The 23,725-nt window shown below is 71.8% G+C and carries 22 protein-coding genes and 1 tRNA gene; 12 read left to right on the top strand and 11 right to left on the bottom strand.

Annotated elements, in window-relative coordinates:
• Positions 1-185: 185 nt before the first annotated feature.
• Positions 186-491 (bottom strand): hypothetical protein, encoded by a 306-nt coding sequence (locus ACQP17_RS19115; RefSeq protein ID WP_364873284.1) that lies wholly within the window; start codon positions 489-491, stop codon positions 186-188.
• A 639-nt stretch (positions 492-1,130) separates the two neighbouring features.
• Between ACQP17_RS19115 and ACQP17_RS19110 the strand changes: the two genes are divergently transcribed.
• A complete protein-coding gene (locus ACQP17_RS19110) occupies positions 1,131-2,108 on the top strand; it encodes a bifunctional DNA primase/polymerase (protein WP_433857362.1) in 978 nt (325 codons plus the stop codon).
• 23 nt (positions 2,109-2,131) lie between these two features.
• Here the strand turns inward: ACQP17_RS19110 and ACQP17_RS19105 are convergent, their stop codons facing one another.
• Both ACQP17_RS19105 and ACQP17_RS19100 read right to left on the bottom strand, forming a co-directional pair.
• Positions 2,132-2,935: a class I SAM-dependent methyltransferase gene (locus ACQP17_RS19105; RefSeq protein ID WP_433857361.1), complete on the bottom strand. Its 804-nt coding sequence runs from the start codon at positions 2,933-2,935 to the stop codon at positions 2,132-2,134.
• A 40-nt stretch (positions 2,936-2,975) separates the two neighbouring features.
• On the bottom strand, positions 2,976-3,539 hold the full coding sequence (locus tag ACQP17_RS19100; RefSeq protein WP_433857360.1) for a GNAT family N-acetyltransferase: 564 nt from the start codon (positions 3,537-3,539) through the stop codon (positions 2,976-2,978).
• Positions 3,540-3,912: 373 nt separating this feature from the next.
• Between ACQP17_RS19100 and ACQP17_RS19095 the strand changes: the two genes are divergently transcribed.
• Positions 3,913-4,857, top strand: a complete 945-nt coding sequence (locus ACQP17_RS19095; protein WP_433857359.1) for a hypothetical protein — start codon at positions 3,913-3,915, stop codon at positions 4,855-4,857.
• A gap of 141 nt (positions 4,858-4,998) precedes the next feature.
• Here ACQP17_RS19095 and ACQP17_RS19090 read toward each other — a convergent pair whose 3' ends face one another.
• The 4 genes from ACQP17_RS19090 to ACQP17_RS19075 form a co-directional block, all read right to left on the bottom strand.
• Positions 4,999-5,688 (bottom strand): DUF4232 domain-containing protein, encoded by a 690-nt coding sequence (locus ACQP17_RS19090; protein ID WP_433857358.1) that lies wholly within the window; start codon positions 5,686-5,688, stop codon positions 4,999-5,001.
• A 372-nt stretch (positions 5,689-6,060) separates the two neighbouring features.
• Positions 6,061-6,333, bottom strand: a complete 273-nt coding sequence (locus ACQP17_RS19085; RefSeq protein ID WP_433857357.1) for a hypothetical protein — start codon at positions 6,331-6,333, stop codon at positions 6,061-6,063.
• Positions 6,334-6,863: 530 nt separating this feature from the next.
• A tRNA-Ser gene (locus ACQP17_RS19080) sits at positions 6,864-6,950 on the bottom strand.
• A 42-nt stretch (positions 6,951-6,992) separates the two neighbouring features.
• Entirely contained in the window at positions 6,993-8,510 is a 1,518-nt protein-coding gene (locus ACQP17_RS19075; RefSeq protein WP_433857356.1) for a S1C family serine protease, read from the bottom strand.
• A gap of 584 nt (positions 8,511-9,094) precedes the next feature.
• On the opposite strand from ACQP17_RS19075, the gene ACQP17_RS19070 reads away from it, so the two are divergent.
• The 3 genes from ACQP17_RS19070 (at position 9,095) to ACQP17_RS19060 (ending at position 11,786) form a co-directional block, all read left to right on the top strand.
• Positions 9,095-9,940: a glycerophosphodiester phosphodiesterase gene (locus ACQP17_RS19070; RefSeq protein ID WP_433857355.1), complete on the top strand. Its 846-nt coding sequence runs from the start codon at positions 9,095-9,097 to the stop codon at positions 9,938-9,940.
• A 53-nt stretch (positions 9,941-9,993) separates the two neighbouring features.
• Positions 9,994-10,671, top strand: coding sequence for an ATP-binding protein (locus ACQP17_RS19065; protein ID WP_433857354.1), 678 nt, complete (start codon positions 9,994-9,996; stop codon positions 10,669-10,671).
• A gap of 146 nt (positions 10,672-10,817) precedes the next feature.
• A complete protein-coding gene (locus ACQP17_RS19060) occupies positions 10,818-11,786 on the top strand; it encodes a DUF5926 family protein (RefSeq protein WP_433857353.1) in 969 nt (322 codons plus the stop codon).
• Between the two features lie 288 nt (positions 11,787-12,074).
• Here the strand turns inward: ACQP17_RS19060 and ACQP17_RS19055 are convergent, their stop codons facing one another.
• Positions 12,075-12,698 (bottom strand): hypothetical protein, encoded by a 624-nt coding sequence (locus ACQP17_RS19055; protein WP_433857352.1) that lies wholly within the window; start codon positions 12,696-12,698, stop codon positions 12,075-12,077.
• 199 nt (positions 12,699-12,897) lie between these two features.
• On the bottom strand, positions 12,898-13,608 hold the full coding sequence (locus ACQP17_RS19050; protein WP_433857351.1) for a bifunctional DNA primase/polymerase: 711 nt from the start codon (positions 13,606-13,608) through the stop codon (positions 12,898-12,900).
• A 731-nt stretch (positions 13,609-14,339) separates the two neighbouring features.
• Between ACQP17_RS19050 and ACQP17_RS19045 the strand changes: the two genes are divergently transcribed.
• On the top strand, positions 14,340-15,989 hold the full coding sequence (locus tag ACQP17_RS19045; protein WP_433857350.1) for a PP2C family protein-serine/threonine phosphatase: 1,650 nt from the start codon (positions 14,340-14,342) through the stop codon (positions 15,987-15,989).
• Between the two features lie 144 nt (positions 15,990-16,133).
• Entirely contained in the window at positions 16,134-17,594 is a 1,461-nt protein-coding gene (locus ACQP17_RS19040; protein ID WP_433857349.1) for an aminopeptidase P family protein, read from the top strand.
• Between the two features lie 39 nt (positions 17,595-17,633).
• Here the strand turns inward: ACQP17_RS19040 and ACQP17_RS19035 are convergent, their stop codons facing one another.
• Entirely contained in the window at positions 17,634-18,281 is a 648-nt protein-coding gene (locus ACQP17_RS19035) for a TetR/AcrR family transcriptional regulator C-terminal ligand-binding domain-containing protein (RefSeq protein ID WP_433857348.1), read from the bottom strand.
• Positions 18,282-18,675: 394 nt separating this feature from the next.
• On the opposite strand from ACQP17_RS19035, the gene ACQP17_RS19030 reads away from it, so the two are divergent.
• The gene (locus ACQP17_RS19030) at positions 18,676-19,983 is read left to right on the top strand and encodes a diacylglycerol/lipid kinase family protein (protein WP_433857347.1); all 1,308 of its coding nucleotides are present in this window, start codon (positions 18,676-18,678) and stop codon (positions 19,981-19,983) included.
• Positions 19,984-20,038: 55 nt separating this feature from the next.
• Here ACQP17_RS19030 and ACQP17_RS19025 read toward each other — a convergent pair whose 3' ends face one another.
• The gene (locus ACQP17_RS19025) at positions 20,039-20,536 is read right to left on the bottom strand and encodes an ATP-binding protein (protein ID WP_433857346.1); all 498 of its coding nucleotides are present in this window, start codon (positions 20,534-20,536) and stop codon (positions 20,039-20,041) included.
• A 246-nt stretch (positions 20,537-20,782) separates the two neighbouring features.
• Between ACQP17_RS19025 and ACQP17_RS19020 the strand changes: the two genes are divergently transcribed.
• From ACQP17_RS19020 to ACQP17_RS19005, 4 genes are all read left to right on the top strand, one after another.
• Complete coding sequence (locus tag ACQP17_RS19020) at positions 20,783-21,625, top strand: hypothetical protein (RefSeq protein WP_433857345.1); 843 nt, start codon at positions 20,783-20,785, stop codon at positions 21,623-21,625.
• Between the two features lie 139 nt (positions 21,626-21,764).
• Positions 21,765-22,520 carry a YcnI family copper-binding membrane protein gene (locus tag ACQP17_RS19015; RefSeq protein WP_433857344.1) on the top strand — a complete coding sequence of 252 codons (756 nt, stop codon included), beginning with the start codon at positions 21,765-21,767 and terminating at the stop codon, positions 22,518-22,520.
• An 84-nt stretch (positions 22,521-22,604) separates the two neighbouring features.
• Positions 22,605-23,252 carry an SCO family protein gene (locus ACQP17_RS19010; RefSeq protein ID WP_433857343.1) on the top strand — a complete coding sequence of 216 codons (648 nt, stop codon included), beginning with the start codon at positions 22,605-22,607 and terminating at the stop codon, positions 23,250-23,252.
• A complete protein-coding gene (locus ACQP17_RS19005) occupies positions 23,249-23,692 on the top strand; it encodes a copper chaperone PCu(A)C (protein ID WP_433857342.1) in 444 nt (147 codons plus the stop codon). The genes ACQP17_RS19010 and ACQP17_RS19005 overlap by 4 nt, the downstream gene beginning before the upstream one ends.
• Positions 23,693-23,725 lie beyond the last annotated feature (33 nt).

The following is a 23,725-nucleotide window of genomic DNA, read 5'->3' as shown; positions in this document are numbered from 1 at the left end:
GGCGCACAAAGGAAGCGAGCGGGTTTCTGACTGTCCGTCAGAAACCCGCTCACTGTCAAGGCCGGCGCAGCGAACTCCGGAGCAGCCCCATTCCCTCCGTACCGGCCCTGACGCCTCACCCGCCGGTCAGCCGCGCCGCGCTCCCCTCGCGACGCGCCGCCGGCTCCCCGGAGACCGCCACCGGCTCACCAGAGCTTGGTGAACGTGACGGTGGCGTTGGTCTGGTCGATGCGCGTGGGGCCGGAGCCGTTCACGCTGGCGGTGTTGTTCTGGTTGGAGGCCCCGGCCCCGTTGGCGACCTGCTGGCCGGTGGTCGAATTGCCGAGGTTGGTGCCGCCGACACCGCTCCCCGCCTGGCTCGTCGCCGCCGAACTCGACCCGCCGGTCGCAAAGCCGCCGTTGTCGGCCTGCGCCACGCCGGTGCAGAGCGCGGCCGCGAGCGGCAGCGCGGCGGCAACGGCGAGAACACGGGCGGTACGGATGCTTGCCATGTCTATTCCTCCTACGGAACACGACTTCTGGATCTACCGCGCCGGCATCCGGCACGGCCCTTCTGCGCGGGGGTCTGCTCTACAGCTCTGACATACGACTGCGTTGGTGTCCTGTGCCGGTGACGGCATTCGCCACCGTGCTGGTGACGGCGTTCGTCACGGCTTTCCTCACGGCGTTCGTCACGGCGCTGGTGACGCCGTTCGTCACCGTGCCGATGACTACGCCCGTTTGCGGCTCTCTCCGACGCACGGGACCGGAACCACCGGACCCGCTGTCACCGATCCGCTCCCACTTCCTCCGCCCCCCATACATGGAACTTCCTTGCTTCACCCGGTAGTTGGCCGACCACCACGGTGCTTTCCTCGACGTCGCGCACTCAGGCTTGCCCACGAATCCACGGCGGACCCATCACCGGGCCCCGATTCCCCCGCAAGCATGAGCACCCCCGAATAAACCCCCACCGCCCCCCGTGATCGCCCGCCCCACCCCTCGACGGCGGCGAGCCCTCCAGAAGCCCCGCCGCACCGCTCACCTCCAGGCCCACCGCCCACACCCGCACCCCCAGAAGCCCCCGGCGCGCGCCCCACTCCCTTCCACACCCCCTTCCCTTCGTCGAACATTCGTACGAAAATAGCTCCATGGCCATGCACCGACGCCATACCGAAACACCGACCGACCACCGGGGCGAACCGCCGCCTGCCCCGCGGACCGGCCTGCCCCCCGACCCGCCGTCCCACTCCCCGCGCACCGAGCCCCCGCCCGATCCGCACGCCGCCGCGCTCACCGCGGCGCTCCTCGCCGCCTCCGGCGGCTATCCCGTCATCCCGCTGACCCGTAACAAGCTCCCCGCCCTACGCTCCCCGCACCGCGGGCATCCCGAGGTCCCGCCCTGCCGCGGCGCGTGCGGCCGGCTCGGGCACGGCGTCCATGACGCGAGCACCGACCCGCTCACCATCCGCCGGATGTTCGCCGCCGCGCCCTGGTCCACCGCCTACGGCATCGCCTGCGGACGGCCCCCACACCACCTCATCGGCATCGACCTCGACACCAAGAACGGCGCCGACGGCCTGACCGCTCTGCGCTTCCTCGCCGAAGAGCTCGACGTCCCGATCCCGCCGACCGTCACGGTCCTCACCCCCAGCGGCGGCCGCCACCTCTGGTTCACCGGCCCCCCGGCCCCACCCGTACCGAATTCGGCCGGACGCCTCGCCCCGGGCATCGACATCCGCGGCACCGCCGGCTATCTGGTCGGCCCCGGCTCGGTCACCACCCACGGGCGATACACCCACGCCCCGCACACACCACGCCGCCCCGCCCCCCTGCCGGGCCCCCTGCTCGGCCTCCTCGCCTACCCGCCCCCGCCCGCGCACCGGGAGCCCCCACCCGGCGTCCCGCCCCAGCAGGCCGCGGCCCTCCTACGCTTCGTCCGCGCCTCCCCGTACGGCCAGCGCAACGCCCGCCTCTTCTGGGCCGCCTGCCGCGCCCACGAGGCCGGCCTCGGCCAGGAACTCTGCGCCCGCCTGACGGAGGCAGCCCGCGCCACCGGCCTCTCCGCCCAGGAGGCACACACCACCCTCGCCTCCGCGGCCCGCGCCACACCCCCACACCGAAAGTGATGCCTTACACCGAAGGGGATGCCTTACACGGAAGGGGATGCTTGCACCGAAGGGGATGCTTGCACCGAAGGAGCCTTCCGCGCCTCCATCAGAAACCGGGTCGTCCACGCCACGAACGCCCCCTCACGACGGATCAACTCATCCAGCTCCCGCAACCGGTCGCGATAGCGCTCCACCGTGAACCCGGGCACCATCCACACGACCTTCCGCAGGAAGTAGACGACCGCCCCGACATCGAAGAACTCGGTCCGCAACGACTCCACCCGCAGATCCACCACCTCCAGGCCCGCCGCCTCCGCCGCCCGGCGCGCGTCCTCGGGGTGACGGGCCCGCCGCACGTGCTCCGGCTGCGGCCCCAAAAAGAACTCGACCAGCTCGAACACGCTCGCCGGCCCGACCTGTTGGGAGAAGTAGACGCCCCCCGGCCGCAGCACCCGCGCGATCTCCTCCCACCACACGGTCACCGGATGGCGGCTCGTCACCAGGTCGAACGCCGCTTCACCGAACGGCAGCGGCGGCTCGTCCGGATCGGCCACCACCACCGCGCCGAGCGGATGCAACAGCGCGGTGGCCTTGGCGACATTCGGCGGCCAGGACTCCGTCGCCACCATCACCGGCGGCAACTTCTCCGCCCCGGCGAGCACCTCCCCACCACCGGTCTGCACGTCCAAAGCGGCCGACGCCCGCGCCAGCCGCTCCCCCATGCCCCGCTGATACCCCCAGGAGGGCCGCTCCTCGGTGGCCCTCCCGTCCAGCCACGAGAAATCCCACCCCTCGACCGACACGGCCTCCGCCTCGGCCACCAGCTCCTCAAACGATCGCGTCATACCCCCACGATCACCGACCCCGTCCCCCACACCAACCGATTTACTCGCTTTCCCCCACCACGAATTCAAACTCCGGCCGATCCCACATCACCACCGGCGGATTCGCGGGCACCACCCCGACCTGCCGCGCACCCACACTGCGATAAAACCCCTCGGCCGGCGGATGCGAAACCACCCGCACCCTCTCAACCCCGAGCCGCCGCGCCTCCCCCTTCATATGCTCGACCAGCATCCTCCCTATCCCACACCCCTGCACCCGGTCCGCCACAAACATCAAATCCAGCTCCCCCGCCTCCACCACCAACGCATAAAACCCCAAAACCCGCCCCGCTCCGGAAGAATCCTCATCCGGTCCCCCCGCCTCCACCGCCACAAAAACCCGGTGCGCCTCCACGTAATCCGGCCCCACCCGATACCCCTTGACCATGGCCGCATACCGCCCCTGATACGCCCGCGACCCCCGCACCAACCGGGTAAGCCCCCGCCCGTCCCGCCCCACAGCCCGCCGCACCACCACATCCCCCGGCCCATATCCACTCACGCCGCCCACACCCACTCCCCACACACACCACTCAACCGGACACCCCACAACAATACCTGCCATTAACCAACCAGCACGCGAATTACCCAAGAATTCATCGAGCCACCGCACGGACAAAGAAAGAGAAACAGACCTTCAATACCAGCATAAAGAGACACTCAGGCCAAGGACTTCATATTCCGAAACAGCCTGGGTAGGGCATCACACCGCCGCCCGGACCAATCCGCAGCATCACGACGGCCAAGCCGGCACGGGAAGCCGACCGCCCGGCCCAAAGCCGGCCGTGATCTTGCCGGACGCACACCCTCCGCAGGCCAGGAGCACCACCAACACACCTCGGCTGTTTCCGAGTTGCGGTCGGATGAGCTGAGGTATCGTCACGCAACGGCAGAGCACGCTCCTCTTCCTCAGAGGAGCCGTGGAGGGGGACGGCCCGATGGATTCACAGAGGCGATCCAAGCAACGGCGCGAGCGCATCGACATCATCGCCGCGTGGAGCCGAACCGGGATCTTGGAAGAGCGGCAACGCCTGCTCATCGAGGACCAGTTCGCGGAGCGAGTGGCCCGGGCCGGATCCCGCTTCTTCGTCCCGCTCCCGCTGACTCATTCGGACGACCTCTGGTACAACACGCAGGTCTCCTTTCTTTTGGAGGCCCTCGATGCTTTGCCCCGACGCCCGGACATCGCCTTCGACTCGGTGTGGAAGGTGCTCGAAAAGAGCGCTCACGCGTGGTGGTCGGCTCCCCCGAAGAAGGGACCGAACATCACGGACGCGTTGGGACGCTTGAGCGCCGACCCCAGGCTGTCCAACCCGGTCACGGAAGCGCTGCTCGGCGAAATTCCCAGCCAGACCTGCGGGTATCTCTTCAAGCGGCTCATCACTCGCGAGCCGGCCGAAAGCAGCGGTCGCGCCCTGACCAGGCTGTCAATGGGCTACGGCCCCGGAGATGCCCTGCCGGGCATGATCACGGACTTCCTGGCCCTCGTCGAGAAGAAGTATGCCGCGGCGGACGGTGACACCGCCCGCCGCGGGGCCGCCCTGCTCCGTCGCGCCCTGGCGGGAGAAACCCTCGACATCGCAGGTACCCAGGTCAACCTGTCGCTCCCCGCCCGGCTCCGCATCCTTCTGTGCGGGCTCCTCTACACCGCCCGGAACGAGCGGTACCACGGGGAATCCTTCTCCCCCTTCTACAGCAGCGCTGCGAGCATCAAGACCTATACACACCCGCACTACCTGTTCCTCGCGGCCTACGCCCTGGTGCACCTCCTCTGGGCACACAGCGGCCACCCCTACGCCCCGACCCTGAACGCCGTCGAGGAGAACACCGTGACCAACCTCCACGAGGCCCGCACGCTCTACGCTCGCCACTGGACCGGTTGAGCACCGGCAGCACGCCACCGTCGAAGAGGCAGAGCACCCTGCCACACACCTGCCGGGCTTCGCCCCGGGCCCCGGGACACCGCAATCAGCGGTCCCACGGGGCGAGTGTCAGAACGGCTCTCGCGAGAGCCTTCCCGATGCTCAGTTGGCGATGCCGACCGGGTGAACCTGGATCTTCTCGTCATACGGACCGGCCAGCTTCAGCGCCTCCGCGGGCCACTTCAGAGAAACGCTGTGGGTCTCGTTCGGCGGGGTCACGATGATGTTGGTCGGGCTCGCGAGGTTGTCGCCGCTGGAGTCGACCGTGTACGAGATGCTGAAGGTGGCGGTGTCACCAGGCTTCAGGTCGGTGATCCGAGGCTGCTCGTGGCCGCGGTGGACCGGCGCGGAGGTGCCATCGGCATCCTTCAGATCGACGCCCGCGAAGCCCGTCGTCGAGCAGGTCCGCCCGCCCTTGTTCGTCATCTGAACGGTCACGTCACCGGTGCCCGAATCGGGCGAGCTGTCCACAGCCTCGATGTTCAGCTCATTCGTGCGGCAGAACTTGCTCGTCCCCCCGCTCTTCGCCGCACCGTTCCCCGAGCCGGCCCGGGACGAGGCGGCGCCGCCGGAGCCGGCATGCGACGAAGCTCCGCCGCCGGAGCCCGACTTCGCGTTGCCCGGCTGAGCGCCGGCGCCCTGCGCTCCGGCGGAGGGACCCGCGCCGCCGGGCTCGGCGGCAGCACTCGTGCCCGTGCTCCCCGTGGGCTTCGCGCTGGTGGCGTCCGCACCGGAGCAGGCGGTCAGGCTGAGGCCGGCGGTGGCGACCAGAGCCGCGGCGGCGACGCGCATGGTGCGGCGGCGAGCGGTGCGGGCAGTGGTGCTGGAGCTCATTTCGTGTCCCCCGGAGGAAGTTGGTGTCGTGATCGCCTCGGTACGACACCCACTCTGAACGGGGCCCTTACCGCCTGACTGCCGCACCACTAACGCCCGGCTAATACAGGTGCGACCGGGAGGGGGAAGACACCAACAGCTTCTGCGCACATGCGAAAGGGGCCCGCCCCATGGCGGGCCCCTTAGCGGTGATGCTGTCGCTGACGAGCGCTATCCCCTGCCTGGCCGCTCTCCTCCGGGCCGCGACGACACCTACGACATCACACCGCGCTGTCGAAGCCACCCAAGTACGCCCAGTACGAGGACAATCCCGCCCCGCTCACTACCTCGTCAGCAGCCCGGGAACGTCGCCGACGGGGTCTCGAAGGTCCCCTGCCCCTGGACCTTGATCAGGCCAACGGCCTTGTTGCAGGGCCAGCTCATCTTCCAGGTGCTGGTGGCCCGGTCGCCCTTGCTGATGGTCTCGAGCCTGTCGTACGACGACGAACCGTTCATGCGATAGCCGAGCTGCGCCTTGATGTTCGAGCCGTCCTTCTTGGTGTACAGGACGTCGATGGACTGCGGCCGGCTGTTCATGACGATGCAGAGCTGTCCGTTGCTCATGCTGGTGCACTTGACATGGTCCGACCCCGACGCCACCTTCTGCGCCACCTTGGCGGTCGACGCCTCGGCCCCAGCCGCATGAGCCGGAACAGTAAGCAGCGAAAAACCGACGGCCGCACACGCAGCAGCAGCCAGCGAGGCACGACGAATCATGGAAATCCCCCCGTTGAGTGTTTTTCTGACGATACAAAAGATCACCCACGAGCACGACCTATTTTTCCGAGCGGATGCCGCACGGGTCCGCGAACCCTCTGACGCGACCGTGAGGCCAGAAACGAAGACGCCGCCCCACCAAGCCCGAGGAGACCGCAGCACTCTGACGCGGATCCGGCCCTGCTCCCTGCCGCCGGAACGGCACCCGTCAGCGAAACCGCCGGGTCGTCATGGCGCCCGCGTGCGTGCCGGTTCCGTGCCAGACAGGGCGGCCGAACGCGGCCACGAGCGGTCGGCCACGGATCATCGGTCGCCAGGACATGAAACGACCCCCGACCAGAATTCCCCGGTCGAGGGCCGTTCCATGTACCTCACCGCGGAGGCTGTGGGATTTGAACCCACGGTGACGTTGCCGCCACGACAGTTTTCAAGACTGTTCCCTTAGGCCGCTCGGGCAAGCCTCCCCGCGGCACCGGTGTGTGGTGTCGCGGGATCAGACTAGCGCGTCACTTGTCGCCTGTGCGCTGCCCCAAGGTGACCCGTGCGGTGTGCTCCTTGCCGCCTCGCTTGTAGGTCAGGGTGACCTCGTCGCCGGGCTTGTGCTGCCAGATCTCGCTGATGAGGGTGGGGCCGCTGTCGATCACCGTGTTGTCGAGCTTGGTGATCATGTCGCCGGGCTTGAGGCCGGCCTTGGCGGCGGGGCCGTTCGGGCTGACGGCGTCGGTGCCGTTGTTGCCGGTCTGGGCGATGGTGGCGCCGTTGCCGGTGTCGCGCATGCCGACCTGGACGCCGATCTGGGGATAGACCGGCTTGCCCGTCTTGATCAGGTCCTGGGCGACCCGCTTCGCCTGGTCGATCGGGATCGCGAAGCCCAGGCCGATGCTGCCGGACTGCTGGGACTCGCCGCCCAGGCCGCCGCCGTTGCCGGCCGACTGGATGGCGGAGTTGATGCCGATGACGTTGCCGGCGGCGTCCATCAGCGGGCCGCCGGAGTTACCGGGGTTTATCGAGGCGTCCGTCTGCAGGGCGCTCATGTACGAGGCGCTGGCGCCGCCGCCGTCGCTGGAGGCCACCGGGCGGTCCTTGGCGCTGATGATGCCGGTGGTGACCGTGCCGGACAGGCCGAAGGGCGCGCCGATCGCGATCGTGGCGTCGCCGACCTGCACATGGGAGGACTTGCCGAGCGGGAGCGGGTTGAGCGGGGCGCCGGAGGCGTTCTTGAGCTTGATCACGGCGACGTCGTAGCCCTGGGCGTGGCCGACGACCTCGGCGTTGTACTTCTTGCCGTTGGAGAACGTCGCGGTGAGCTTGCCGCCGTCGGCCGCGCTGGCGACGACGTGGTTGTTGGTGAGGATGTGGCCCTGCTTGTCGTAGACGAAGCCGGTGCCCGTGCCGCCCTCGCCGCCGGCGCCCTGGGCCTCGATCGTCACGACGCTGGGCAGCGCCTTCTGCGCTATCCCGGAGACGGAGGTGGGCTTGCGGTTCAGCGCCCCGGCGTCGCCGGGCGCGGAGACCGTCGTCGAGGCGTCGTCGCTGCGGCCCGCGAGCCAGAAGCCCACACCGCCGCCGACACCGCCGAAGACCAGCGCGGCCGCCAGGACGGCCGCGATCAGACCGCCGTTGCGCCGCTTGGGGGCGGGGTTACCGGTGAGACCCCAGGGGTCGCCGCCGCCACCGCCGTACGGGGGACCGCCCCAGCCGCCCGCGCCGCCGCCCGCTCCGGGGGCACCGTGCGCGGCCGAGCCGTACGGGGGGAGCGGGGCGGTCCGGTCCGTGGGCTCGTCGCCGGGGTGGCCGAAGCCGTGCTGCGGAGGCTGTCCGGAGCTGTAGGGCGGCATCCCGCCGGCCCCGCCGTGGGGCGCGGCCGCGGTCGGCGCGAAGTCCGGGGGCGGGGGCGCCACGGGGGGAGCGGCCGGCGGCGGACCGCCGGGAGACCGGGCGCCGGAGGCGGAGGCGCTGTCCGGCTGCGGCCCGGTCGGCGGCTTGGCCTCCGACGGGACGGCTCCCTCGTTCTCGGTGCTCACAGCTCTCTCCTCAGCTTCACGACTGTCGGTGTCCACGACTCGCGGGCGGGTGCCCGGTGCCTCGGCTGTCTGATGCCTGGGGCGCCGTTTCTTCCGGGGCTTGCGGTGCGGCCGGACCCTTGGGGGTGCGTCCGGGTGGTGCGGTCTGTTCCTGCCGGCGGGCCGGGTGGTCCGCCGGGTGGTGCGGTTGTTGCGGTCCGGCGGGCCTGGCGGGCCCTCCGGGGCGTCCGGTTTCCTCGGTGCCGAGGGATCCGGAACCCGGTACTCCAGGATTCAGGATCCGGGATCCGGGCGCCGCGGGCGAGTCCCGGTCCGCCGGTCCGGGGCCGCGGGCCGTGGCCCGGCGGTCCGTCGCGGCTCCCGTCCGTCCGCGAGACCCGGTCCGTGCATCCGGGCCGCGACCTGCGACCGGACGGTACGGGCGAGTCTCCGTTCCAGCCTTACCCACTGCGCGTCAGAGCACCGTAAGCCGAGACTGTGACTGTCCCCTCATCCTTTATCCCGGACAAAACCGGCGCATCCCCTGTTCCGTGCCAGGGGTACGCACCGACGGGCCCGGAGGCGGCGGATGGCACGATAACGCGGTGACCTATGCACGCCCCGTTCAGGGCGCCCGTCCGGATCGTCCCGCCCTGTCCGTCGTAGCCCATCGCGGTGCCTCGGAAGACGCGCCGGAGCACACCCTGGCCGCCTACCGCAAGGCGATCGAGGACGGCGCGGACGCCCTGGAGTGCGATGTCCGGCTGACCGCGGACGGCCATCTGGTGTGCGTACACGACCGGCGGGTGAACCGCACCTCCAACGGACGCGGCTCGGTCTCCGCCCTGGAACTCGCCGACCTCGCCATGCTGGACTTCGGCTCCTGGAAGACCGAGGGGTTCGCGAACGAGGCGCCGGACCGGCAGCACGAGGACCCCGAGCGGACCGCCGTCCTGACGCTGGAACGGCTGCTGGAACTGGTCGCCGACGCGGACCGCCGGGTCGAGCTGGCCATCGAGACCAAGCATCCGACGCGCTGGGCCGGACAGGTGGAGGAGCGATTGGTCGAGCTGCTCGGCCGCTTCGGGCACACGAAGCCGGCCTCCCGCACCGACTGGACTCCCCAGGTCCGGGTCATGAGCTTCTCGGCGCGCTCGCTGCACCGCGTCCGGGCCGCGGCGCCCGCGCTCCCCGGCGTCTATCTGATGCAGTTCCTCACCCCCCGGCACCGCGACGGCCGGCTCCCGCCCGGCGTCGGCATCGCGGGCCCGGGCATCCGGATCCTCCGCGCGCACCCCGACTACGTCGCCAAGGCGCACCGCGCGGGCCACCGGGTCCATGTGTGGACGGTCAACGACGAGGCCGATGTCGCGCTCTGCCGGGAATTGGGCGTGGACGCAGTCATTACAAATCGCCCCAAACAGGTGCGAATGCAACTGGGTCTTGGCTAAAGCTCCTCACAGGGTGTGCACCGGCGCATTCGACCCGTATTCGATTATGTCCAGTGCGTCACCGAGTGTCGCTTGGCCGGTTTCCGGTCCAGTCCATTGGGGCATTCATCCCGTGGCGTGGGGCAAAGGAGGTCTCGGGGGTGGCGTTGGTGGTGGCACAAGAGGTGCCGACGTCGTCGATCATGGCCGTACCCCACGGACCAGTGGGTGTGGGCATGGCCAGGCGGCGCATGCGTGAAGAGCTACTGGCAAGTGGAGTTCAGGACACGGTCGTCGATGACGCGGTCCTTATTCTTTCGGAGCTGTTGAGCAATTCGTGTCGCCATGCGCGTCCGATATACGAAAACGGCGCACCGGATTCCGTAACGGCCGGGCAGGGTGACACCCCGTCGGCATCCATCCGGGCCTCCTGGCGCATCGACGCGCAGGGCAGGCTGACCGTCTCGGTCACCGACGGCGGCGGCCCGACCCGGCCACTTCCGGCCACTCCGTCGGTCACGGCGCGCGGCGGCCGCGGGCTGGCGATCATCCGCTCGCTCGCCAAGGACTGGGGCGTGCGCGACACCGCCGCGGGCGAGGTGACGGTCTGGGCCGCCCTGTCCCTTCACGACGCGTTCGCTACGCGCGTGGAACTGACGCCCGATCTGCCGCCCTCGCTCGCCACGGGCGCGCCGGTGCGCACCGGGCATCCGCTGGGGCCGGGCTTCCCCGACTTCGACGAACTCGTCTAGGCGGACCCGGCCGACGGAACGGGTCCCGGCCGCACCGTTACGGGACACGGCCGCGGGCGCAGCCGGACGCGACCGGGTACGCAATCCTCTAGGCTCGCGCCGAAACGCGTCCGTACGCCCAGGATCGACCAGGAGACTCCGTCGCCATGGCCAAGAAGCGCCGTCCCCAGTCCCAGGCCGCAGCACCGCAGATCAAGGACGGCGAGGTGCCGGTCGTCGGCGCTCGCGAGCCCTGTCCCTGCGGTTCCGGCCGCCGGTACAAGGCCTGTCACGGGCGGGCCGCGGCGCATGCCGCCACCGCGCTCGTGCAGCGGCCGTTCGAGGGCCTGCCCGGTGAGTGCGACTGGGTGGCACTGCGGGAGCTGGTGCCCGCCGCCACCGCCGAGTTGACGCTGAAGGGCGGACTGCCCGAGGGCGTCCCGTCGGTGACGCTGGCGACGGTGCTGCCGATGGCCTGGCCCGCGCTGCGCCGCGACAACGGCGCGATCATGCTCGGCCTGCAGAACGACACCGCCTCCGGCGACCTCAGCCGCGACCTCGCGGACATCCTCCAGCGCGCCCTGACCGCGGAGCCCGGCACTCCGGTCCCCGCCGCACGGACCGCGCCCGACGGCCCGCGGCTGCAGGACCTGCTCGATGCGGACGCGGCTTTTGAGCCGACCGTCCACACCGGCTTCGAGTTCTGGGTGGAGAACCCCGAGAACGCCACCGGCGAGGTCGCGGCCTCGCTGGAGCGGGCCAACGCGGCGGCCATCCCGACCGCGCGGATCCCCGGGCTGGAGGGCGCGTACTGGTGCGAGGCGCCGGACAAGAACCACCTGCGCTGGGTCACCGGATACCCCGAGGAGCAACTGCTGGACGCGCTCGCGCGACTGCACGTGGCGGGTGCCACCTCGCTCGGTGAGAACACCCGTCTGGTCGGCTCGTTCCGCGCCCACGGCCTGGTCGTTCCGGTCTGGGACCTGCCCTCGTCGATGAGCGCCGACGACGTCGCCGAGCCCGCCGCGGCGTTCGCCGAGCGGCTGGCGAAGGCGCTGGCCGAGGACGCCCCGCTGAGCCCCGAGGAGCGCCGGGCGCGGGGCGGTCTCACCAACCGTCAGGTCACCCTGAGCTGACCGGGCCGGCCCCGGCCGGGCGGAGTGGACGCCTCCGCGAAAACCGGCGCGTGACACCAGTCACAACTGCCCGTACCTGCCGGTAAATCGGCGTCCGGAATTCCACGATCGAATTTGCGAACCGCCGATCTCTTGTTACGGTTCTAAAAGCCCGGTCGCTGGTGCATCCCCCGTCGCCAGCGACCGGGCGCTTCCATGTCCGGAGGCGGACGATCCGCTTCACCGGACCGGGGCGTCGAGAGCGCCGAGGCCCGGGCATCCGCCCCGCCTCCCCCGGCGTCTCTCCCCTCAGCGCTTTGAACCACCGCTCCGCAGCGGCGAGTTGCTGCCGGAGCGCAGCAGCAGCCGCTCCCCCGCCACGTCGGAGACCTCCGCCACCGCGGCGTACGGCAGCCCTCCCGCGTGCACGGTCGGACCGGCCGGCGTCTCACACATCCCCGGCGCCCCGGCCGCCGGCACCGCGCAGTTCGCCTGGACGGCCCCGCCGTCCGGCCGCAGCAGCGTGAGGGCGGCGCGCAGCGGGCGGCCCGTGCGGTTGCGGTAGTACGTCCTCGCCCGGGTCCGGCCCGCCCGGGAAAGCACACAGGTCTGGGCCTCGATGCCCTGCGGGGCGGTGAGTTCGGGCCCGCAGCGGACGGTATGCCCGGGGAGGCGGCCGGGGCCGGTGCGGGGGCCGGAGGCGCTCCCGGAGCCGGCGCCGGCGGCAGGGCTCGTGCCCGGATCGGAGCCACTTTCGGCCGTGTCCACCATGTCGTCCGAAGAGCTGTTTTCGGCCTTGGCCGCTGTCCCCGGCTGCGTTCCCGGAGCCGCGCGGTAGGCCGGGCCGGCCATCGCGGCACCGAGCGGCACGGCGAGGGCGAGCACCGCGACGCCGGCGAGCCCGGTCAAGCGGAGTTTCTGCGCACGCTGCATGGGCCCCCACCTGCGATTGAGATGCCGCCGACGACGGCTTGACGGTGGTGCGAACCTATCGGCCGGCGGGGGTGCCCCATGACACCCGAAGCCCGTTTCCGGGCGGGATCGGGGGCGGTCACACCCGTACGGGTGATCCGCCCGCGGGCGGTGGGTGACACCGCCCGCGTCGAACCGGGCGCCGGGGCGCCGCGCGGCGTCAGTAGGCGAGCCGGCTGCCGCCGTCGGGAGTGCTGGTGCTCGCGGTGACGAGGGCGTCCACGATCGTGGCGACCTTCGGCAGCCAGGGCGCGGCCGGACCGGAGGCCGGCGGGCGCTCCCAGCGGACCCGGCCGGTACCGACCGGTGAGGGCGGGAGCACCACGTAGCCGCCCTCGCCGTGGAAGCGCAGCGAGCTGGGCACCCAGTCCCGGGAGTGCAGCAGCTCGCCCAACTCCGCGAGGTCGTAAGGCGATACGAGCAGCGACCAGCGGGTGGGGGTGGCCACCACGGGGCCGAGGCGTACGCCGAAGTGGTCCAGGGCCGCCAGGGCGCGGGCGCCGGCGACGGCGGGCAGGCTCACCGCGCAGGGCGCCCGGCCGCCCGTGGCCAGCACCAGCGGGGCATCGGGGCGGTTGGTCCACCACCAGCGCAGCATCCGGGCGTCGGTGGTGGCGGCCAGCAGGCCGGGGTCGAAGGGGTGCGCACCGGGCACCACACAGTCGGGGTCGGGGCAGTTGCACCGAGGGGCGGGCCGCTCGCCGAGGCCGAGCCGGGCACCGGCCGGCTGCCGGCCGCCCGACCTGAGGCCCACTCCGGGAAGGACGGGCCACTGCCACTCGGTGGCGCACCGGAGCGCCGCATCGAGCAGCGCCGACCTTCCGCCGCGCCGGAACAGGAGCTTGCGTCGCCTTCCGAGGATCTCGCGCATGAGCGCTCGTTCCTTTCCGTTAACGCCGAGGGCTGAGTCCATCGCACTACGCATCGCATTGCCGGGCGCCGCTTTCGACTCGCGGTCGTCCGCCGTGCCGCTTCATGCCTTTTGTGACGTTTCCTGAAGACCCGGCAGTGCAGCCCGGGGCCGATCGCACATCGATCACGTCACGTGGATCACTGGTCACCGCGTGTACAAGGCAGCGCATCACGCCGTACGCCGAGCGTGGAACGTGGCGGGGGGTGGCGCGCGCATGGCGCTTGCGCTTGGGTCGTGCAGTCCCCGCCGCTTGGGAGTGCGTAGCGGCCGTCGGCGTGTGAGACGCCGCTGCCCGCCGGAGGGTTCCGGTGCGGCCGCAACTGGCCCCGCACCTTTCCGATTACGTACCCGCCACTGTGGTGATGACGCGCTGCTGATCGCCGTCAGTCGACCTCAAATTGACGCTCAGGGGGCTTTTTTCAGGCCAAAGTACAGACCTCGCTGACACCACAAACCCCATGGGGACAGTGCTGGACATCACATCGTTGATGCGTGTACATCTGGAGTCATTGATAGCGGAGCAGCATGACATGGGGGTTTGCGATGCTATTGAGGAAATTGAGCGGTCCACTGCACCGCACAACATCACTCAACAAAATGCCGCACTCCCTGGCAAAAAGCGGCCTGACCTGGGGTCACACCCGGCCCGACGAGAGCCGTCGGTCATGAGCGCCCCGCACGTACCGAAAGTGGCTGGAATCGAACCAGCACTTCCCGCCCTCGCGCACACTGTCGCGCCACATACCGCGAACGCCCCCGCGGACGCCGGCTCCGACGCCCTGTCCGAGGGCGCGCCGGGCGCCTCCCGGGCCCCCGGTTCCGACACCCCGTCAGCCGGCGCCGGCGGCGCGTCCCCCGGCGTGTCCGGCGACGAGCAACTCGCCGCCGTCCAGGACCGGCTGGCCGGCTGGATCTCCGACCTCAGCACCCTGCACGACCTGACCGAACGGCTCGCGCACACCCGCACGCTGGAGGACGCCCTGCGGGAGCTGCTGCGGGCCGGCGCGGCGCTGGTCGGGGCCCGCCGCGGACTGGTCGTCCTCGCCCCGGCCGACGGCCTCGGCCCGGAGACCACCGTCGGCCTCGGCCTCGGCCACGCCGAGATCGGCCACATCGAGACCGTCCCGCGCCGCGCCCTGTCGTACGCCCGGATACTGGACGGCCTTCCCGAGCCCGGCGCCTGCGGTGAGGACGAACGGGCCGAGCCGCTCGACGCCCCGGTCCGCACCGCCGACCCGCGCGCGTCCGCCGTGGTCCGCACCGAGATCTCCGAGCCCGACATCCCCGGGGAGAAGGACCTCGACCCGCGCCTGCGGGAGGTCGCCGCCCGTCTCGGGTACGCGGCCAGTTACGCGGTCCCGCTCACCGCCGACCCCATCGGCCGCACCGGCGCCGCGGTGTGGCTCTACGACGAACCGGCCGAGCCCACCGAGCGGCAGCGCCATCTCGTCGGCCTCTACCGGGCGCACGCCGCCGAACACCTCGCCCGCCTCCTGGAGCTGCACCGCAGCCGGCAGGCCACCGAGACCCTGCGCGAGGAGCTGCTGCCGCACCGGCTGCCGCGGATCCCCGGCGTCCGCCTGGCCGTGCGGCACAGCACCGGTCCGCGCGGCGGCGGCGACTGGTACGACGCGCTGCCGCTGCCCGACGGCGCGCTGGGCCTGGCGGTCGGCTCGGTGACCGGCTCCGGGCCGAGCGCGGTGGCCGCCATGGGGCGGCTGCGGGCCTCCCTGCGCGCCTACGCCGTCATGGAGGGCGAGGATCCGGTCGCGGTCCTGTCCGATCTCGAACTGCTGTTGCGGCTGACCGAGCCGGCCCGCAGCGCCACCGCGCTGTTCGCCTACAGCGAGCCGCCGCCCGGCACGCCGGGCGGACCGGCCCTCGCCCCCGGGCCGGGCGGCATCGACGGCCCTCCCCCGGACCCGGCGGACGCCCCGGGCGGCGGCTGGGGGAGCGCACCGGCGCGCACGCTGGTGCTGGCCGGGGCAGGCCACTGTCCGCCGCTCGTCCTGGGCGGGACGCGGACCGAGTTCGTGGAGACCTCGCTGTCCGCGCCGCTGGGCATGCTGGCCTGCTGGGAGGCGCCCAGCGTGGAGATCGAACCGGCCGGCGGCGAGACCGTGCTGCTCTACAGCGACGGTCTGCTGCGGCGCACCGGCGAGTCCATGGACCGCGCCTTCAGCCTGCTGCACGCGGCCGCCGCGGGCGTCCCCCGGGCGATCCGGCACGACCCCGAGGCCGTCGTGGACCACATCGTGCGCACGATGCTGCCGCAGGGCCTGGACGATCCGTCGTCGGAGGAGGACGTGGTGCTGCTCGCGGCGTACTTCGAGGAGTGAGCCGGCCGCACGGAGCCGGCCGGCCCGCGGCGCGCAGACGCACCGCAGGGGCCGGATTGCCGGAGAGGTCACACCTTTCCGCCCCTGGACCGCTTTCGATCCGCACATACGATGGAAGGCGGTTCAGTCTTTAGAGGAGGCACCGTGACCGACGAGCTCACGCCGGAGACCCCGGACGAGCACGAGCAGCCGATCAAGCAGCGGAAGAACGGCCTCTACCCGGCCGTCTCCGATGAGCTCGCGGACAACATGAAGAGCGGCTGGGCCGATACCGAGCTGCGTGACCTGCGGCCGATCGAGCAGGCCCCGAACGCCGCCCGGCGGCGGGCCGCGCTGTCCGCGCGCTTCCCCGGCGAGCGTCTGGTGATCCCGGCGGGCACGCTCAAGACCCGCTCCAACGACACCGAGTACGACTTCCGTGCCGCGACGGAGTACGTCTACCTCACCGGCGACCAGACCGACGACAGCGTCCTGGTCCTGGAGCCCCGGGGGGAGACCCACGAGCCGACGCTCTACCGGCTGCCCCGCTCCGACCGGGACAACGGCGAGTTCTGGCTGAACGGCATGGGCGAGCTGTGGGTCGGCCGGCGGCACAGCCTGACCGAGGCCGAGGCGCTGCTCGGCGTCCCCTGCAAGGACGTGCGCGAGCTGGCCGAGACGCTCAGGGAGGCCGGCGGCCCGGTCCGCGTGGTGCGCGGCCACGACGCCGGCATCGAGGCCGCGCTGACCGACAAGGTCACCGCCGAGCGCGACGAAGAGCTGCGGGTCCACCTCTCCGAAGCGCGCGTGATCAAGGACGAGTTCGAGATCGGCGAGCTGCAGAAGGCCGTCGACTCCACGGTGCGCGGCTTCGAGGACGTCGTGAAGGTCCTGGACAAGGCCGAGGCGACCAGCGAGCGCTACATCGAGGGCACGTTCTTCCTGCGCGCCCGCGTCGAGGGCAACGACGTCGGCTACGGCTCGATCTGCGCCGCCGGCCCGCACGCCACCACGCTGCACTGGGTCCGCAACAACGGCGCGGTCCGCTCCGGCGATCTGCTCCTCCTGGACGCCGGCGTGGAGACCACCTCCCTCTACACCGCGGACGTCACCCGCACCCTGCCGATCAACGGCCGCTACACCGACCTCCAGCGCACCGTCTACGACGCGGTGTACGAGGCCCAGGAGGCGGGCATCGCCGCGGTCAAGCCGGGCGCGGCCTTCCGCGACTTCCACGACGCGGCGCAGCGGGTCCTGGCCGAGAAGCTGGTCGAGTGGGGCCTGCTGGAGGGCCCGGTCGAGCGGGTCCTGGAGCTGGGTCTGCAGCGCCGCTGGACCCTGCACGGCACCGGCCACATGCTCGGTCTGGACGTCCACGACTGCGCCGCGGCCCGCACCGAGTCGTACGTCAACGGCACGCTGGCGCCGGGCGTGGTGCTGACCGTCGAGCCCGGTCTGTATTTCCAGGCGGACGATCTGACCGTTCCCGAGGAGTACCGCGGCATCGGCGTCCGGATCGAGGACGACATCCTCGTGACGGAGGACGGCAACCGCAATCTGTCGGCCGGGCTGCCGCGGCGCTCGGACGAGGTCGAGGCCTGGATGGCCGGCCTGCTCGGCAAGTAGTCCGCGCGGCACCGCCTGCTTCCCCGTCCCCCGGTGGCCTCAGCCGCCGGGGGACGTGCCGTCGGCCGGGCGGCCGTCCTTCCGCGGGTACGCGCCGGCGTGGGCGGCCGCCAGGACCGCGGTGGCGGCGGAGTCGGCGAGGTCGCGGTCGACGGGGCGGCGGGTGATCAGGATCCGGTAGTAGAAGGGCGCGCCGAGCGCCGACATCACCTGCACCGGGTCGGTTTCCGGGGGCAGTTCGCCGCGGCCGACGGCCCGTTGGACCATCCGGCCGGCCAGCGCCAGCCGCTCGTCGAAGAAGGTCCGCAGCTCCTGGGCCACCTTCGGGTCGCGGGCCGCGGCGGAGACCACCGCCTCGATCAGGCGCCGGACCCGCGCCTCCCCGTAGAAGTCGGCCACCGCGCGGGCCAGCGCCCGCAGGTCCCCGGCCAGGGCCCCGGAGTCCGGCAGCGGCACATCGGCACTCAGCTCGGTCAGCAGCTCGCAGATCAGGCCCTCGACGCAGCGCCAGCGGCGGTAGACCGTGGCCAGGTGGATTCCCGCGCGCCGGGCGACCCTCTCCATGGTCAGCCCGCCGAGCCCGTGCGCGCCCAACTCCTCGAAAACGGCGGCCACTACGGCCTCGCGGGTGCGGGCCGTGCGCCCACCGGGGCGGGCCTCGCCCGGGGCGTGGTGCGCTGTCGTCACGACGGCTCCGTATTGCAGTGCGGGATCACGCCAAGTATTGTCCGGGAAAGGTTAATGCGAGCAACTTCGCATTCATCAGGTGTGCGCTGGTCTCGCCGGGACAGGGGACGCCGCGGGGGAGGTCCTCCCACCGCGAGGCCGCGCTAACCACCTTACGCAAGGGCGATTTTCAGTCAGATTTCCGACTGCTCCCGTTCGCCCCGTTTGACACCTCGCCGCCGGCGCGTCACCACGCTGCCCGGGCCTCGCGCCCCCTGCGGCTCCCTGTGGGCAACGCCTGCTCCCCTCACGCCCTCGCTCCCGGATGTGGTCCGGGCCGCGCCGGTGGACGCTGGAAGGGACCGCGCCACGCCGCCCCCGTGCGGGCGTGCGGGGCCGGACGGGAGGTGGCCGCATGGACGGACGCTGGACGGCGCGCCTGGCGCTGACGGCGGCAGCGGCGGCGGTGCTGGTACTGCTGGGCTTCGCCGGGCTGCAGAGCCTCGCCCTGGTGGGCCTGGGGGCGGCCGGACTGGCCGTGGCCGCGGCCGGGCTGTGGTGGACGCTCTCCCGCAAGGGGGTCGCGCGGGTGCTGGGCCTCGTGCTCACCCTGGCCGCCCCGCTCGCCGTCCTCGTGCTCTACGTGATCGCCGGGCTGCTCTGGGTGGTACTCCTCTCGGTCGTGCTGTGGGCGCTGGCGGTCTCCACGGGCCGGGCCGCGCTGGCGGCACCGAGCGACCCGGTGAGCCGGCCGGAGCCCGCGGCCCCGCCGCCCGCGCACCCCTTCCTGATCATGAATCCGCGGTCGGGCGGCGGGAAGGTCGGGGAGTTCGGGCTGGTGGACAAGGCCGAGGCGCTCGGCGCCGAGGTGTGCGTACTGGATCCCGCGCACCCCCGGGACGTGGCCGAACTGGCCCGGCGGGCCGTCGACGACGGTGCCGATCTGCTCGGCGTCGCGGGCGGTGACGGCACCCAGGCCCTGGTCGCGGGCGTGGCGGCGGAGCGCGACGTGCCGTTCGTGGTGATCTCCGCCGGGACCCGCAACCACTTCGCCATGGACCTCGGGCTGGACCGCGAGGACCCCTCGACGTGCCTGGAGGCGCTGACCGACGGCGTCGAGCGGCGCGTCGATCTGGGCTTCGCCGGGGACCGGATCTTCGTCAACAACGCCTCGTTCGGCGCCTATGCGGCGGTCGTGCAGAGTCCGGCGTACCGCGCGGACAAGGCCCGCACGACCCTGGAGATGCTGCCGGATCTGCTGACCCACCACAGCGGTCCGCACCTGACCGTGCGCGCGGGCGGCACCGCCGTCGACGGGCCGCAGGCCGTCCTGGTGAGCAACAACCCCTACCGCATGGACGATCCGGCGGGCCTTGGCCTGCGGGAGCGGCTGGACTCCGGCGTCCTGGGGATGCTGGGCGTCAAGGTCGACAACGCGGCGCAGGCGGCCTGGACGCTGCGCGGCCGCAACGGTCCCGGCCTGACCTCGCTGAGCGCCCGGGACGTCGTCGTCGACGCGGACGCCCCCGCCGTCCAGGCCGGCGTCGACGGCGAGGCCCTCACCCTGCCCACCCCCGTCCGCTGCCGGATCGCACCCGGGGCACTGCGCGTACGACTGCCCCGGCACCGCCCCGGGGTGCCGCGCGGTCTGCCGCCGATGGACTGGCGCCGGGTACGGCGGCTGGCCCTGCGCACCGGTCGGGCCACGCCGCGCCCCAACTGACCGGCGGCGCACCGCACTTCGCGGGACTGACGCCGGAGTGCGCAACGGGCGCCGCTCACGACGCCAGCGGAAGCGCCGCCCCCTCGCGCCACTTGAGGATCTTGTCGAAGCTGACGACCGCGCCCGGGCGGCCCGTGCGGTTGCGGTAGTGGACGTGGTCGGTGAGGGCCTCGATCAGAAAGAGCCCCCGGCCGTCCTCGGCGAAGGCGGGGGCCTGCTCGGGGGTGGGCACGGGGGCCGGCGCGAGGGCGCGGTCCCCGGCCGTATGGGGCGGGGCGGAGGGTGCGGGGCGGGGGCGGAAGCCGGGGCCCGAGTCGGTGATCTCGATGCGGCAGGTGTCACCGTCGATGAACGCCGTGACGCGGTAGTCCTCGGAGGCCGCGTCCCCGCCGTGCTCGACGGCGTTGGCACAGGCCTCGGAGAGGGCCACCGCCAGGTCGTAGCAGATGTCCGGGTCCACGCCCGCCGTCTCCATCGTGCCCAGCAACAGGCGGCGGGCGAGCGGGACGCTCGCAGCCTCACGCCGCAAATGGAGTGACCACCAGATGCTCATCGCTCCAGCCTCCTGGCCGCGGCTCGACATATCGATACCTATTGCCGTGCCTCAAGGTCCGTAAGCATGTCCGGGACGTGATACCGCTCATTCGGCGGATGCGAAGAGTGAGCGCATCGGTGTAGGCGCAGCGCTGCCCATGCGCCCTTGCGCGCCCCGCCGGACTCCTCGGGCGCCCCGCCGGGCGCCCCTTGGTGCCGACCTGCCGTAGGCGGCCCATAAGCGCAGTGGGATGATGGCGCCGCCATGACTCCCCCGCCCGCCTCCACAGCGCGCGCAGCCGCCGACCTCCGGCTGCTGAGGGCCGCGGTCTTCGCCGCGGCCTGTGTCGCGCTGTCCGCGGCCGGGCACATCACCGCCTCGTGCGCCGGCGTCCCGCTGTGGACGCTGGGGGTGGCCGCGGTCGCGGTCTTCGCGCTCGCGGCACCGCTGGCCGGACGGGAGCGCTCGCTGCCGGGGATCGCCGCGGGACTCGCCGTGGCGCAGCTCGGTCTGCACGCCCTGTTCGCCTGGGGCCAGAGCCCCCGGATCGTGCCGCCCCGCGTCGGCGGACACGGCATCGGCGGGCTCACGGACCAGGCGGCGATCGCCCTCGCCCGCCATGTCACCTGCGGGTTCGGCGCCGGGCGGATGGACGGGACCCAGGCGCGCCGGATGCTCGGCTCGGGCGGCTTCGACACGGCGTCGGCCGCCGGGATGACCGCCCCGGCGGGACACCCCATGGCCGGTTCCGCGGCCGCCGCGGGCTCCGGGCCCGAGGCGCTGCTGCCCTCGCTGCCCATGCTGTTGGGACACCTGCTGGCCGCGCTCGCGCTCGGCTGGCTGCTGCGGCGGGGCGAGGTGGCGCTGTGGCGGCTGGTCCGGCTGTCGGCGCCGGCCGCGTACGAGAGCGCCGTGCGGACGCTGGTCCATGCCGTGCGCGGGGCGCTCCGGCTGGTCCACGCCCTGCTCAGGGGACTTGCGACGGCGCACGACAAGGCGCTGCGCGCCCCCGTTTCGTACGGGGATGACAAACCCGGCCCGCAGGACCCCGCACTCCACCACAGTGTGATCAGGCGCGGGCCACCCACCCTCGCCCTCGCGGCCTGACGTCACGCGAACCACGCTCCCACAGGACGGGTACGGGCTCGCGCGTCGTCGCCGTACGCGCGCCACCCGAACCGTTATGAGCACCTTTCTCCTTCCTGTGGAGTGTTTTCCGATGTCGAAGAACTCGAAGATGACGCCGATGCCACAGCAGTCACAGCAGCCGGAGTCGTCGCGGACGCGGCGCTACGCGCGCCGGATGCCGCTGGTCGGCGCCGCCGCTGCCGGCAGCGTGCTGCTGCTCGCCGGACCGGCGTTCGCGCACGTCAGCGTGCAGCCGGAGTCGGCCGCCAAGGGCAGCTTCGCGACCGTCAACTTCAAGGTGCCCAACGAGCGCGACGACTCCTCGACGGTGAAGCTCGAGGTCACGCTGCCGACCGACCACCCGCTGGCATCCGTCATGCCGCAGCCGGTGCCCGGCTGGAAGGTGTCCATCACCAAGGCCAAGCTCCCCAAGCCGATCGAGATGGAGGGCGAGAAGATCACCGAAGCCCCCTCGAAGATCACGTGGACGGCCGAGGACAAGGGCGTCGAGCCGGGCCAGTTCCAGCAGTTCCCGCTCTCCGTGGGGCAGCTGCCCGAGGACACCGGCCAGCTCGTCTTCAAGGCCCTGCAGACGTACGACGACAAGAAGGTCGTGCGCTGGATCGAGCCCACCAAGGAAGGCGCGCCGGAGCCGGAGAACCCGGCACCGGTCCTCAAGCTCACCGCGGCCGGGGCGGACGGCCACGGCGCCGCAGCGGACGACAAGAGCGGGGCCGGGGAAGGCGGCCGGAACACCGCCGCCGCGGCGTCCGGCAGTGACACCACCGCCCGCGTCCTGGGTGCCGCCGGCATCGTCGTCGGCCTCGCCGGAGTCGGCTTCGGCGTGTTCGCCGGCCGGCGCCGCAGCGCCTGATCACCGCACGGGCCGGCGCCCGACCCGTGCCGGCCCGGCACCCCTCCCGGACTTCCGGGAGCCGACTCACAGGATTTATCTGCAATGCGTAGAAGAACCCTGCTGGCGTCCGCCCTCACGGCGGCCGCAGCGCTCAGCCTGACCGCCTGCAACGGCGATGACAGCAACAAGCCCGCCGCCGAGGTCTCCGGCGGCACCGCCGCCAAGCCGATCGTCACGCTCGACAGCCCGATGGCGAAGCCGGACCTGGTCCTGACGGACACCGCCGGCAAGAAGTACGACCTGCTGAAGCAGACCAAGGGCCACCCGACACTGATCTACTTCGGCTACACCAACTGCCCCGACGTCTGCCCGCTGACGATGGCCAACATCGCCGTCGCGGTGAAGCAGCTGCCGAAGGACGAGCAGAAGGATCTGCGGGTCGTCTTCGTCACCTCCGACCCCGAACGCGACACCCCGGCCACCCTCAAGAAGTGGCTCGGCGGCATCAACAAGGACTTCACCGGGCTGACCGGAAAGTTCGACACCATCCAGGCCGCCGCGCGCAGCGTGAACATCGGCATCGAGAAGCCGGTCAAGAAGAAGAACGGCGATGTCGTGTCCACCCACGGGGCGCAGGTGCTGCTCAGCTCCCCCAAGGACGACAAGATCCACTGGATGGGCATGCAGGAGGCGACCTCCGACAACTACACCAAGGCACTGCCGAAGATCGTCAAGGGACAGAACCCGTGAACCGCCGCACCACCCTCGCCGCCGCCCTCACCCTGACCACCGGTCTCGTCCTGGCGGGCTGCGGCGACAGCGCGCCGCAGCTGAAGGTCGCGGACCCGTACATGCCGCAGCCGGTCACCCAGAAAATGGCGGGTGCGTACTTCACCGTCAAGAACAGCGGCGGCACCGCGGACAAGCTCACCTCCGTCACCAGCGACCTGTCCGAGGACATCTCGCTGCACAAGACGGTCGGCACCAAGATGGAGCAGGTCAACTCCCTGCCCGTACCGGCCAACGGCGAGCTGGTGCTCGGCCGCGGCGGCAGCCACCTGATGTTCATGGGGCTGAAGAAGAAGCCGGCCGAGGGCGAGAAGGTCACCGTCGAGCTGCACTTCGCCACCGCGAAACCGATCAAGGTGGAGGTCCCGGTCAAGGCCGCCACCTACGCGCCGGAGAAGTAGCCGCCTTGGGGGAGCCGGCACCGGCCGGCTCCC

The sequence above is a fragment of the Streptomyces kronopolitis genome (genome assembly GCF_050953795.1).
GTDB classification, from domain to species: Bacteria; Actinomycetota; Actinomycetes; order Streptomycetales; family Streptomycetaceae; genus Streptomyces; species Streptomyces kronopolitis_A.
Note: the sequence above shows the minus strand (reverse complement) of the source record. Positions and strands in the feature narration are given on the sequence as shown.

Coding starts and splice junctions, on each gene's coding strand:
- ACQP17_RS19115 (WP_364873284.1), bottom strand. CDS start 491: ATGGCAAGCATCCGTACCGCCCGTGTTCTCGCCGTTGCCGCCGCGCTG.
- ACQP17_RS19110 (WP_433857362.1), top strand. CDS start 1,131: ATGGCCATGCACCGACGCCATACCGAAACACCGACCGACCACCGGGGC.
- ACQP17_RS19105 (WP_433857361.1), bottom strand. CDS start 2,935: ATGACGCGATCGTTTGAGGAGCTGGTGGCCGAGGCGGAGGCCGTGTCG.
- ACQP17_RS19100 (WP_433857360.1), bottom strand. CDS start 3,539: ATGGCAGGTATTGTTGTGGGGTGTCCGGTTGAGTGGTGTGTGTGGGGA.
- ACQP17_RS19095 (WP_433857359.1), top strand. CDS start 3,913: ATGGATTCACAGAGGCGATCCAAGCAACGGCGCGAGCGCATCGACATC.
- ACQP17_RS19090 (WP_433857358.1), bottom strand. CDS start 5,688: ATGCGCGTCGCCGCCGCGGCTCTGGTCGCCACCGCCGGCCTCAGCCTG.
- ACQP17_RS19085 (WP_433857357.1), bottom strand. CDS start 6,333: ATGAGCAACGGACAGCTCTGCATCGTCATGAACAGCCGGCCGCAGTCC.
- ACQP17_RS19060 (WP_433857353.1), top strand. CDS start 10,818: ATGGCCAAGAAGCGCCGTCCCCAGTCCCAGGCCGCAGCACCGCAGATC.
- ACQP17_RS19055 (WP_433857352.1), bottom strand. CDS start 12,698: ATGCAGCGTGCGCAGAAACTCCGCTTGACCGGGCTCGCCGGCGTCGCG.
- ACQP17_RS19050 (WP_433857351.1), bottom strand. CDS start 13,608: ATGCGCGAGATCCTCGGAAGGCGACGCAAGCTCCTGTTCCGGCGCGGC.
- ACQP17_RS19030 (WP_433857347.1), top strand. CDS start 18,676: ATGGACGGACGCTGGACGGCGCGCCTGGCGCTGACGGCGGCAGCGGCG.
- ACQP17_RS19025 (WP_433857346.1), bottom strand. CDS start 20,536: ATGAGCATCTGGTGGTCACTCCATTTGCGGCGTGAGGCTGCGAGCGTC.
- ACQP17_RS19020 (WP_433857345.1), top strand. CDS start 20,783: ATGACTCCCCCGCCCGCCTCCACAGCGCGCGCAGCCGCCGACCTCCGG.
- ACQP17_RS19015 (WP_433857344.1), top strand. CDS start 21,765: ATGCCACAGCAGTCACAGCAGCCGGAGTCGTCGCGGACGCGGCGCTAC.
- ACQP17_RS19010 (WP_433857343.1), top strand. CDS start 22,605: ATGCGTAGAAGAACCCTGCTGGCGTCCGCCCTCACGGCGGCCGCAGCG.